Origin of the sequence: Cyclobacterium sp. 1_MG-2023, from assembly GCF_030546805.1 — a bacterium.
GTDB lineage: Bacteria > Bacteroidota > Bacteroidia > Cytophagales > Cyclobacteriaceae > Cyclobacterium.
The window spans coordinates 69609-82508 of sequence record NZ_JAUOPC010000004.1; the positions used below are offsets into that span (position 1 = coordinate 69609).

Annotated in this window: 9 protein-coding genes; all 9 read right to left on the bottom strand. The window is 39.1% G+C overall.

The window, feature by feature from the left end; translation table 11 throughout:
- Window positions 1-67: 67 nt before the first annotated feature.
- The gene (locus tag Q4534_RS07025) at window positions 68-1522 is read right to left on the bottom strand and encodes a TolC family protein (RefSeq protein WP_303612454.1); all 1455 of its coding nucleotides are present in this window, start codon (window positions 1520-1522) and stop codon (window positions 68-70) included.
- Between the two features lie 56 nt (window positions 1523-1578).
- A complete protein-coding gene (locus Q4534_RS07030; RefSeq protein WP_303612455.1) occupies window positions 1579-4749 on the bottom strand; it encodes an efflux RND transporter permease subunit in 3171 nt (1056 codons plus the stop codon).
- 19 nt (window positions 4750-4768) lie between these two features.
- The gene (locus tag Q4534_RS07035) at window positions 4769-5992 is read right to left on the bottom strand and encodes an efflux RND transporter periplasmic adaptor subunit (RefSeq protein ID WP_303612456.1); all 1224 of its coding nucleotides are present in this window, start codon (window positions 5990-5992) and stop codon (window positions 4769-4771) included.
- Window positions 5993-6159: 167 nt separating this feature from the next.
- Window positions 6160-6495: a hypothetical protein gene (locus Q4534_RS07040; protein WP_303612457.1), complete on the bottom strand. Its 336-nt coding sequence runs from the start codon at window positions 6493-6495 to the stop codon at window positions 6160-6162.
- A gap of 286 nt (window positions 6496-6781) precedes the next feature.
- Window positions 6782-8356 (bottom strand): solute:sodium symporter family transporter, encoded by a 1575-nt coding sequence (locus Q4534_RS07045; protein ID WP_303612458.1) that lies wholly within the window; start codon window positions 8354-8356, stop codon window positions 6782-6784.
- Window positions 8357-8427: 71 nt separating this feature from the next.
- The gene (locus tag Q4534_RS07050) at window positions 8428-9309 is read right to left on the bottom strand and encodes an inositol oxygenase family protein (protein WP_303612459.1); all 882 of its coding nucleotides are present in this window, start codon (window positions 9307-9309) and stop codon (window positions 8428-8430) included.
- A 266-nt stretch (window positions 9310-9575) separates the two neighbouring features.
- The gene (gene menD / locus Q4534_RS07055; protein ID WP_303612460.1) at window positions 9576-11258 is read right to left on the bottom strand and encodes a 2-succinyl-5-enolpyruvyl-6-hydroxy-3-cyclohexene-1-carboxylic-acid synthase; all 1683 of its coding nucleotides are present in this window, start codon (window positions 11256-11258) and stop codon (window positions 9576-9578) included.
- 2 nt (window positions 11259-11260) lie between these two features.
- A complete protein-coding gene (locus tag Q4534_RS07060) occupies window positions 11261-12469 on the bottom strand; it encodes a chorismate-binding protein (protein WP_303612461.1) in 1209 nt (402 codons plus the stop codon).
- 5 nt (window positions 12470-12474) lie between these two features.
- The gene (locus Q4534_RS07065; protein ID WP_014021190.1) at window positions 12475-12894 is read right to left on the bottom strand and encodes a hotdog fold thioesterase; all 420 of its coding nucleotides are present in this window, start codon (window positions 12892-12894) and stop codon (window positions 12475-12477) included.
- Between the last annotated feature and the right edge of the window lie 6 nt (window positions 12895-12900).

Here is a 12900-nt window from a genome sequence, read left to right on the forward strand (position 1 = left end):
CCCCAAGACAATTTAGTCTTGAGGATTTGATAAGCGTTTCGCTTAGATTTGGTTGGGGTTTTATTTTTTACTCTTCCCAGCCGCCACCTAAGGCTCTGTAAAGGCTCACAATACTTTGTAATTGTTGAACTTTTAATTCTATATAATCTAGTTCAGAGGCCAAAGAATTGGATTGACTATTGATTACATCTAAATAATCTGCATAACCTACTTTAAACATGGTATTGGCATTGTCCACAGATCGTCTCTGCACGAGAACCTCGTCTGTTTTGAGAGTTAACTCATCTTTTAAAGTTTGGTACTCATTGACCAGACCCAAAACTTCCAAATAACCACCCAAAACTGTTTGTTCATAATCATACAATGCAACCTTTTGTTTGGCTTTGGCTGTTTCGTAAGCTGCCTTTATCCTGCTACGGTTAAATACCGGAGCAACCAAGCCACCACCTAATTGGTAGATCGTTGAAGCAGGGTTTAGAAAGAGTTTGCTAAAATCAAAAGCATTGTATCCGGCCATCCCATAAAGATTGAATGTTGGAAAAAAGGCGGTACGTGCGATACCTACTTCCAAATTATTTGCCTGCAATGTTTGCTCGGCAGCTCTGACATCAGGTCGTTTGGTAAGTAGGGTAGAAGGAAGACCTATTTCCAAAACAGGTGGTAAAACATTGACTTCAGAAAGTGATTCCCTTTGAATATTCTCAGGATAAGTACCTATTAAATAAGAAAGATTTAATTCTGCCTGTTTCAACTCTCTACGCTTCCTTACAAGGATTCCTTTTGAATTCAACATCAATGCCTCGAATTGATCAATAGACAATTGACTTTCTTTACCGGCATTTTTTAAGCTTTTTCCAAGTTCGAAAGCTTGTTCTTGAAAGGCAATATTGGACAATAAGGTTTCTATTTCCTCATCTAGGCCGATAATGTTGTAATAGTTTTTAGCTATTTCTGCAATCAACCAGGTACGAGCAAGGTTACCCATTTCCACTGAAGACATGTATTCAGAGAATGCCTGCTTTTTGCGCATGTTTAATTTTCCCCAAATGTCAAGCTCCCAATTGAATTCAGCTCCTACCATAAAATCCTTATATGGGGTAGGGATCTTCTTGTCTTCAGGAACACTCGAAGAAAGGTTGGTGTCGTCATTACCAACTCCATCCATGGTATAATCTCCAAACTTTCTGACACTACTACCGGCAGTTAAATTGAGTTCAGGCAATTGGCCCATTTTTGCTCGGGACAATGCTGCTCTTGCAATCCTGATATTCGCCAGGGTTTTTGCAACTTCCTGGTTGTTTTCTAGCCCTTTTTCAATCAATCGGTTTAAGTGTTCATCAGCAAAAAAGGCTTGCCATTGTACCATGGCTAAATTGGTGCTGTCACCTTCAAATTGGCTGCCTTGGTAACTTGATGGTGGTGCCTTGATATTCTCCAAAGAGGCCTTTTCAACCTTGCAAGCTGATAGGCTACTTATCACCAAGAGGATTAATACGATATATTGGTATGAATTTTTGTTCATGATTTTGTTCAGTTTTAGAGACGATGGCAGGAATAAATCCGGCCATCGTCTCTTCCTTAGGATGTTTTAAGATCAGTAGAATTGATCACCTTTTCGGTAACAGGGGCTTTATCTGGCTTATTGTTTAAATAAGCCGAAAGTGATTCAAAAGCCACATACAAACCCGGAATTAAAATAATTCCTACAAAAGTACCAATGAACATACCACCTGCAGCTGCTGTACCAATGGTTCGGTTACCAATTGCTCCGGCTCCACTGGCCAATGCAAGAGGAATTAGACCACTAATAAAGGCAAAAGAGGTCATTAAAATTGGGCGCAGCCTTTCTACGGCAGCATGTACTCCGGATTCCAAAATACCCATTCCTTTTTCTCTTGATTGAACCGCAATCTCAATGATTAGGATGGCATTTTTACCCAACAAACCTATAAGCATTACCAATGATACCTGCGCATAGATATTGTTTTCCAGTCCGGTAATTTGTAACAATAAGAAGGATCCGAATATACCGGCCGGTAAGGATAAAATTACCGGAAGCGGAAGTAAATAACTCTCATACTGGGCTGCTAGTAATAGGTATACAAAAACCAAACAGATAAGGAAGATGTACACCGCCTGATTACCTGAAGCGATTTGTTCCCTAGTGATACCAGACCAATCAATATTGAAGCCTCTAGGCAAGGTCGCTACTGCAGTTTCTTCCACTGCTCGGATGGCATCTCCACTAGAATAACCCGGTGCAGCATCTCCATTGATCATGGCTGAGATAAACATATTGTACCTCGTCAATTGTTCCGGACCGTATATTCTTTCCAAATTGACAAAGTTGGAATAAGGGACCATCTCACCTTGATTGTTTTTGGTGTACATTTTTAGGAGTGATTCAGGATTTGTCCTAAATTCAGGAGAGGCCTGAAGCATCACCTTATACATCTGTCCAAATTGAATGAAATTGGAACTGTAATAGCTACCGATAAAACTCTGTAGGGTCGCCATTGATTCTCTAATGTCTACACCAAGTTTTGCAGCCTTATCATGATCCACCCTTAAAATATATTGAGGGAAAGAAGGGTCAAAGTTGGTAAATACATCTTGTATTTCTGGCCTTGCCCTTACCTCATTAAGAAAATCTTCAACTGTAGATGCCGTAAAGGCTAAATCTCCACCGGTCCTGTCTTGCATTTGCAATTCAAAACCTGAAGCATTACCAAATCCCGGAACAGGAGGTGGTGCAAAAAACTGAATGGATGCTCCAGTAATATGAGCTGTTCTTTCTTGGTATTTGATGATAAGGTCATTTACATTCTCTTCACGGTCATCCCAACCAACAAGGTTGATCATACCCATACCATATGAGGCACCGGCAGTTTCTGTTAAGAGACTGTAACCTGCCAACGTGGAAATCGTTTCCACTTCCTCAAAAGGAAGAATAGAAGCTTGCACATCGTCCATTATTTGCTGCGTTCTATCCATGGTAGAACCTGGAGGTGTGGTCACATTAACGTAGATCATGCCCTGATCCTCGTTTGGAATAAATCCTGAGGGTAGTATGAATGTCATGCCATAGGTAAGGGCAAAAAACATTATTAAAACGCCAAAAGTTAATGATTTTCGTCCAGCAGTTTTACCAATAAGTTTGGCGTATTTCCCAGAGAACCCATCGTATTTTTCGTTGAATTTGACGAAAAACCTACTCAATATATTCTTTTTGCCTTCATGATGAACCGGCTTTAAAAGAATACTACACAAAGCAGGAGATAAAGTAAGTGCATTAATACCTGAAATTACAATGGCGATAGCAAGCGTTAATGAAAATTGCCTGTAGAAAATCCCTACCGGACCTGATAGAAAACTAACTGGAACAAATACAGCAGACATTACCAAGGTAATAGCGATAATAGCGCCTCCTATCTCTTTCATTGCCGCAAAGGTAGCTTCTTGTGCATTTAGTCCATCTTCATGCATTTTCACGTGAACGGCTTCCACCACCACAATGGCATTATCCACCACAATACCTATGGCCAATACCATCGCAAACAGGGTGAGCATATTGATTGAAAAGCCAAATAAACTCATGAAAAAGAATGTACCGATAAGTGAAACTGGTACGGCTATGGCAGGAATAAGGGTAGATCTCCAATCCTGAAGAAAGATAAAAACCACGAAGGATACCAATAAGAAGGCCTCAATTAATGTCTTCACCACCTCGGATATGGAAGCATCTAGGAATCGAGATACGTCATAGGAGATGTTATAGGACATGCCCGGAGGAAATGACGATACCTGCAATTCAGCCATTTTATCCTTTATATTCTGAATTACTTCCCTTGCATTAGAGCCTGGTCTTTGTTTGATCATGATGGAGGCAGATGGCTGACCATCCGTCATCGATACCATATTGTAATCTTCAGAATCAAATTCTACTTCAGCAACATCTCGAATTTTCAATAAAGAACCATCAGGAAGAGCTTTAAGTGTGATGTTTTCATAATCCTCTTTTTGGTTAAATTTACCGGTATATTTCAAAACATACTGAAGTGCCTGTGGATCTCTATCAGAGCTAATCCCTGATTTACCCGGTGCTGCTTCTACATTCTGGCTTTGTATGGCATCACTGATATCTTGTGGAGTTAAGTTGTAAGCCACCATTCTATCTGGATTTAACCAAATCCTCATGGCATAATCCCTGTTACCCATAATTTCAGCTCTACCTACACCATCAATTCTTTTTAATTCAGAAAGGATATTAATGTCAGCAAAGTTATAGACAAACTTTTCATCTTGTGTGGTGTCAGAAGTAATCAGATTGAGGTAAAGTAACATGGAGTTAACTTCTTTCTCAGTCATTACACCCGCACGAATAACTTCCTCAGGGAGTTCATCCACTACGGTTGCCACCCTGTTTTGTACGTTTACAGCCGCCTGGTCTGGATCTGTACCTACATTAAAGAAAACGGTAATTACAGAAACACCGTCATTGGTGTTTACCGAGGACATGTATGTCATCCCTGGCACACCATTAATGGCTCTTTCCAGAGGTGTAGTAACAGCTTTGGTGATAACTTCCGCGTTTGCACCACGATATTGTGAAGTTACGGTAACGGAAGGAGGAACAATTTCCGGGAATTGCGTCACTGGTAATCCCAGCAGGGCTAATAATCCTAGCAAAGTGATCAAAATTGAGATCACCGTAGACAGGATAGGCCTTTTTATAAATAAATCAAACATGTGAAAGTATTTTTAACCTTTAAAGGCTGATGTCCAAGGATTTGTAAATTTCTTCTTCTCCAACAGGATTTGTTTTAACGGTTACATCATCTTTCAATAATTGTATACCTTCTAAAACAACTTTGTCATTGGGGCTGAAGTCTTGAGCGATATAAAATAACCCATGTCTTCCCAAAGGACGGAAACTACGGACATTGACTTTGTTTTCACTGTCTACCAAATACACATAATTGTACTCTTGAATCTCAAAAGTAGATTTTTGAGGTATAAGGTAAACGTCATTAAGCATACTTTTCATTTGCACTTTACCACTAGCACCATGCTTGATCAGTTGATCCGGATTAGGAAACCTTACCCTTAAAGCAATGGAACCTGTACCTTGTTCAAAATCTGCTTCCATGGTTTCTAATTTTCCTTTGTATGGATAAACCACACCATCAGACATGATCAGAGAAATTTCTTCTTGTTCTTTTTGCAAGGTTTCTGTCACCTGCTGATTCATTTCCTCATTATCTGATTCCTTGTCTAATTCACCTCGCATGAACTCAAGGTATTCATTCTCAGTAATTCTATAGTAAGCGAAAATTTCACTAATGTCTGTGATGTTGGTCAATAAGTCACCACTTTTCACAAGGCTACCGGTCTTATAAGGGATTCTATCCACGATCCCGTCAAACGGAGCCTTTACAGTAGTATATGACAAGCCAACTTGAGCATTTTTCAGCATGGATTGTGCTTCCAAAATCGCCGATTGAGCCATTTCTTTTTTAGACTGGGCCAACTCTAACTCAGATTGGGAATAGATTTTTTTGTCTACAAGCACTTTAAGCCTTTCCACTTCTAAGTTAGCAGATTTCTCTTCTGCTTTTGCTTGCATCAGTTTTGCTTGTGCTGAATTTACCAATTCATTGTATTCAGCAGAGGACAGCTGAAATAAAGGTTGACCCTTTTTAACGCTTTCCCCTTCATCTACATAAATGTTCTCAACAAATCCTTCCACCTTAGATCTAACCTCAACAAACTGGATGGCCTGAAGGTCACAAACATAAGTTTGGGGCACTTCGATGCTTTTGGGAGATAAAGTAAAGACCGGAACTTCCAATACTTCAGCATTCTTTTTGCCTTTTCCGTTTCCCTCACTACATGACACGGATGTGAAAGCTATCCCTGCCAAATAAAGCAATGTGATGATTGTTCGGTATTCCAAAAAGGAAGACCTGAACCATTGGTTTGTGTTTAACATTTCTTTTAAATAAAGTTAAAATTACAATAAATTGATACTTAGATTTTATGGTAAAATAGCCTTAGCAATGTTTATAAGGTATATTTACCGGATTATTAAGGGGCGTTTTCTGACATTTACCTATACATTTTTGCTTCAAAAACTAAAACATACAGTTTGAACTTAACTCAAGGCGCATTCTTACAAATCACCAAAGAGATGATTCGTTTCAGTTGCCTGAGTGAAGTTGATGTACAGATTCTTTTGGGAATATTTAATGAAGTTATTATCAGGCTTTTGAAATCATTTGCCTTCAAATAAAAAGTGGGTAATAAAGCGTTTTTTTGGGGAGAGTAATTGGTGAATGTTCTGGTCAAGGAGGTTGGGAAATCCAAATAATCATAATCCAACATTCCAATTTCAAAGTCTAGCGAGGGGAAATTGTACATGGCCTTTTCTCCTTCTGCAACAGAAAGACTAATTAAAAAGATAGCCAATAAATTGGTCAATACCACTCTAATCAAAAATGCCCCTATTTTATATTTGCCAAAATTCACAGCACAAAAATAGAAAAAAAATATTGAATAGACTGACCGCTTACAAAAGCAAACTAGGCCTTAATACAATTAAAACCCATGTTTTAAGATTTATTAAACAATAATTTTAAATTTTCTAATGCCCAATAAAATCAGAATAAGTGTTGAAAAAACTTACATTCTGAGCACCGCTAATTAGTAAACTTTTTTAGGTAATATAACCTCTTTTTCCACTTTCAATAGCTAGTCAAGCCTACTAAAATACAATATAAGTTTAGCTACCTAACCAGATGTAAATTAATAGGGTAATGACACATAGCCCCAAGGACACTGGCTTGGCGTATTTCCAAGGCTTCATTTCTAAGACCGGAGCCTTTTTGACAAAAGTATTTGGCTTTCCGGGGAAATAATGGCTGACAGCATACATGACCAAAAGATTAATGATAAATTCTATTGCCCAAATGTGTATGAAATGGATGCCCGAATCAAATATAAAAGTGGTCAATAAATAAAAAGACAATCCTGTGAATAAGCCTACCTTGGCACCATTTGCAGTAATTTTTGGTATGAAAAAACCTGCAATTAAAATAGAAGCGATAGGAATAAAGAAGATACCGTTCAATTGCTGCATCAGTTGGTAAAGGCCTTCAGGGGCATTTCCTACCAGTGGAGCAATTAAAATGGCAAATACCGCCAAGGTAAGCGAACTTAAACGACCTACATAAACTAATTTTTTGTCACTTGACTCTTTGTCTATTAGCTTTTTGTAGATGTCAAGGCTAAAAATAGTCGCAGCAGAATTTAAAACACTGTTAAAGGTACTTAATATCGCTCCCAGCACAACCGCAGCGAAAAATCCAAGCAAACCAAGCGGCATCACACGTGTCAATAATACAGGATAGATAAAGTCCTGGTTGTCATAATATTGATCTTGGTAATAGTAATAGGCGATTATTCCCGGGATTACAATAATCAATGGAATGAAAATTTTCATCATTCCGGTAAACAATAAGCCTTTTTGGGCTTCTGCCATGTTTTTAGCACCAAAGGCACGCTGAATAATGGTTTGATTCATCCCCCAAAAATACAATTGATTGATCATAAGCCCTGTGAAAATGGTGCTGAATGGAAGGACTGAATCTTCTTTACCTATGACATTAAATTTCTCTGGAGCGTATTCATATACTTTGGACATACCTGTTATAATATTGCCTTCCCCTATATCCCAAAGTGCAAAGATTGGAACCAACAGTCCACCAATCAATAGGCCAATGGCATTGATGGAATCTGATAAAGCCACGGCTTTTAGACCCCCAAAAATGGCATATATGGAACCAATGACCCCAATGGTTACGACAGTAATCCAAATCCCCTCAGATTGACTTACATTGAACACCTCAGAAACATTAAATATGCTCTCCAAATTAATGGCTCCGGTATACAATACTATGGGGAGCAAGGTGACGACAAAGGACACCATCAATAAAAAAGCAACAATGGTTTTTGTGGTTCCGTCATACCTTTGTTCAAGGTATTGAGGGATGGTGGTTAAGCCCATTTTAAGGTAAATGGGTAAGAAGTATAGGGCTGCAATAACCAATGCTATGGCACTGGTAACCTCCCAGGCGATGATAATCATCCCATTTTTATAGGCTGATCCATTAAGTCCGATCAGGTGCTCCGTAGAGATATTGGTCAGGATCATGGAGCCTGCAATTACTCCTCCCGTTAGGGATCTACCTCCTAGGAAATAGCCATCTCTTGAGCTGATGTCATCTTTCCTTAATTTGTACCATGAAAAAATTGCAACAAATAATGTAAATCCTATAAAGGTTAAAGCAGTGAGCATAGTATAAAGTTAAATTGCTGCCCGGTTTTTTACGGACAGCAATCAAGGTTGGGTTTATTAGCTAGTAGTGATTAAAACTTTAAGGTCGCAGGAAGATACTTTGCTACCAAATCTTCATAATAGGGTCGCAAAGCTTTTGCATCCGGTGGTACAGGGACTTTAGAATACAAGTCATAGGGATTGAATTTATCCACCCACTTAAACATTTCCCTGTCATGATCATTCATCAAATGATCATACGCATTCTCCCTGTGTTGGGCATAAAAAGAATGGTACCTAATCATGTATAAGGCCGGTTCCGGCAGGTGATCTTTCATCATTTGGTATAAATACTCATCGTGACCCCAAGACATATTGACATTGTCTAGCCCGGTGTTTTTTTCGTAAATACCATATTTGGTATTGTACCTTTCGTCATTGCTGTCTGGGTTTGCTTCGAAAAATTCGGGATAAACAATTTTGTCTGAATGTTGACAACCTACTGGGAAAGTATCTCCTACAACTGCCCATTGTGGTTCTCCAAATAAGCAGAGGATTTTGCCAAAATCATGAATAAATCCGGTTAGCACAAACCAATCAGGATGTCCATCTGCTCGAATGGCCTCCGATGTTTGAAGTAAGTGTTGCAGTTGATCCAAACTTGTGTCCGGATCAGAATCATCCACCAAGGTGTTGAGGTAATCAATGGCCTCCCAAAATGGCATTTCTTTTTTATCGAAATTGAGAAATTCCGCCTGTTTTTCCTTTACAAAATCGACTGTTTGGTATAGGTGATTGAGGCGATAAAATTCCTTGACCGTATCTACCCTTTCGGAGTCATGGTAATTGCGGTAATCAGATTTCTCCTTGGATTCTTCGGCCTTAGGCTTTGGATACCTTACTTTTAAATCAGCTTCCCAGTCTTCTATATTGTCCAGAGGGGTGTTTTCTTTGCTTGTAAATTCCTGTCCCATGAATTAGAGGTTTATTGTCAATGCGTTAAATTTAGAAAAAACAAATGAATGTTTGTTCTAAAATTAATTTTTCAAGCTAAAAATAATTAAAATTTAGCAACTATAAAGATTCATCCGTAAAGTTAGCGCTTTGTTCTGCTTTACTTTACTAAAATAAACATTTGAATGCTCGGGTCAACAGGCATAAAAGCCCTCTCAATTAGTGGAGACCATGATTGCACTTGGTGTTGAAAGAAACAAACTCTATTTACATGCTGAGCTGTTGCTTATTTTAGCAGCAGTGCTTCTTTTATCATTTTCAGGGTATTGGTATTGGTTTCACTGTCACACTTTATCTCCAGTAGTTTTGGATTTAGGGACTTGTCGAAAAATGTTTGCAGTCCGGATTGTAATTCATCCCTACTTTTTACTTTCTGGTATTGGAAGTTAAATTCATCCGCCAAATGTTTACCATCCAGTTTTTGTTTGGTTTCAAAATATTCATCCAATTCGGGCAATTTGGAAGGCCCATCGATCATTCGGAAAATCCCGCCTCCCTGATTATTAAATAGTATAATTCTTAGGTTAGGTAAATTGTATTGGTGCCAAAATGCATTTCTGTCATAAAAGAAAGCCATGTCTCCAGTAAGGAGCACCACCGGTTCTTTAGTGGTAAATGTGCAACCCACAGCCGTACTGTTTGATCCGTCAATTCCACTTGTCCCCCTATTGCAAATAATTTCAAGATCATCTCCACCTAGACCTAAAAAGTTTACATTTCTAACAGCCATGCTATTGGCGATGTGAAGCTTTGCATAAGCCGGTAGGGCCTGTAGAATTTTCTCTAATGCATTTAATTCCCCAAATGGGGCCATGTTGATTAAGGCTGGTAATTTGGTTTTGACAGTTTCGTTTTTATTCAGCCATTCATTTTCAAAGGTAGCCTCCAATATATTGGCTTCTTTGTGAAAGAACTCCAAAAATGTTTTTGGCTTTAGCCTAATTATTTGATTCAGATTTTGATAAGTATCAGGAACCAGATCATTTTGTTGTATGTGCCAGTGAGCAATTTTCTGTTTTCTTAAAAACAACTTCAAGGCCTTTGAAACAATTGACTTTCCAAAGCTAATGATCAACTCCGGAACCATTTGTTCAGTTTGATTGAGTAAAAGTAAGTCATGATGTTGGACTGAGGTTTCCTGAGCCATATTGCTAATGGCATCAGTAATTACCACGGCTTGGTGGTTTTCAGCAATAGACTTCAGTAAGTCTTTTATCCTACAATCTGGACGCTGTTGGCCCGGTATAATCAATACCTTTTGAAATTTCTTTAGTTCTGTTTTTAATTGAATGGCACTTTCTTCCCTTAGGAGGGAGGTGGGTTGCTGAAGGTCTAAATCAGCTTCGAGGTCGGTAAGCTCAAAAGGGTATTGTTCATTTGCTTGGGGATAAAAAGGTTCCCGTAAAGGAATATTGATATGAACCGGCCCCATAGGGAAATCTTCTGTCCGAATAAGGGCTTCTTTTACGATTCTTTTGGCATGCCATAATTTGTCCGGATGGGATACCTCATCCGGGAAGGTATAGCTGTTTTTGATATGATGTCCATAGATGTTTTCTTGCCGAATGGTTTGCCCATCCCATTGTTCTATCCATTCTGCAGGTCTGTCAGCAGTCAGCACCAATAAAGGGATTTGCTGGTAATAAGCCTCTGCAATGGCCGGGCCGTAATTTAATGCGGCTGAGCCACTGGTGCAAATTAAAACCACAGGCTTGTTTCTTTGCTGGGCCATGCCCATCGCAATAAATGCGGCAGAACGTTCATCAGGAATAATTCTGCAATGGATATCTGGATGTCTAATAAAAGCCAAGGAAACTGGTGCACAGCGTGAACCCGGAGAGAGGATCGCTTCAGTGACACCCTTATTGGCGCAGATAGAAGCTAGGTAGGTAAGGTGCGGAAGTATCAAAATTACTTTACGGTTTTTATAAACTGGCCTATAATATTACATTTCAATTCAGTCTCTTCCCATTCTTTTTCCGGTACTGAGTCTTCGGTTATTCCCGCTCCGGCATATAGCCAGGTTTTTTTATTGGCTAATTTGGCACATCTGAGATTGACGTACAATGTAGTTTCTTCATCCATATTCACAGGCCCTATAAATCCGGAGAAATATGCCCGATCAAAGGATTCTTCCGATTGTAGAAAATTTAGCGCTTGGTTTTTGGGCATGCCGCAGATGGCTGAGGTAGGATGCAATAATTCCAGCATCACACTTCCTAGTTGGGGGAAGTTTGTCGCTTTCATATCTACCAAAAATTCAGATTTGAGGTGCAGAAGTCCTCCTGCTATGGTAGTTTTGGGGCCAATTTCTTTGTATTCTCTTAATCGAATCTTTTTAAAGCAGTCTACAATGTATCGACTGACCAAAGCCTGCTCTTCTATTTCTTTTTGGGTCCAGGCTGCATTCTTTAACGGGTTTTCTCCTTTTGCTTTTTGGGTTCCGGCCAATGCCATGGTGAAAAATTCATCACCTTTGGTTCTAATCAAAGTTTCAGGACTGGCCCCGATATAAAGTCCCGTTTTTTCACTATAAAAACAATTGATAAAGGCATTTGGATAAGCTTCGCAAAGCGAAAGAAAAACAGAAGCCAGGTCGAAATTGTCGGGGAGATCAATGCATTTGATCTTTGCCGGGACAACCTTATATAGATCCCCTGACTTAATGGCAGCAATTGCTTTTTCTACAGTACCTAAAAATGCCTCCTTGGAGGTGGAATAGGTATTGGCTTTGCTTGGCGTATTGCTGATAAAATTTCTTATTTCTGTAGTAAGTGTCTTAGTATCTGTATGTTCAAATTCCGAAATAATATCAGGCTGTTCTTCATTTCGATTATTATCATCCAGATGGATGGCATTATAACTTCCTGCCTTGATATAAATAGGGGAGTGAACCCCTGATGTTTGGAAAGGTTGAACCATAAATCCCGGAGGAAGTTCATCGAGATCTTTCAAGTTTTCTTCGATCCCATTTTGGTCATCATCTATAATGATTTCAATCTTAGGTGCATTAGGTTTTCTCCAAACTGCTATGGCAGCATTTTTTCTTAAAGCATTAACAAAAAGGGAAGAGATAAGATGTTCCTTTGATGTGCTAATTTTAGTATTGGTGACTTCCATAAAATTTACTTCTGTAATATAGCCATGGTGATTCGGCTAATGCAGGAGAGTTTTCCTTTGTTATCAGTAATTTTAATTTCCCAAACCTGGGTTTTTCTCCCAATGTGCAGAGGAGTAGCTCTCCCCAATACCTTTCCCTCCTTTACCGCTCTGAGGTGATTGGCATTTATTTCCAGTCCTACCGCATAATGGGTGTCTAAGTTTAGGGTAAGTATTGCAGCAATTGAACCTAAGGTTTCTGCCAGCACCACATTTGCCCCACCATGTAACAAACCCATGGGTTGTTTGGTTTTATTGTTTACAGGCATTTCTGCTTCGAGGAAATCGTCACCAATTTTTGTGAAATTAATTTCCAGAAAGCCGGGCATATTGTCCTTTCCCATTTGATTTATAAAATCAAGGTCGGGTTTTTTACTAAATACCATGTTATG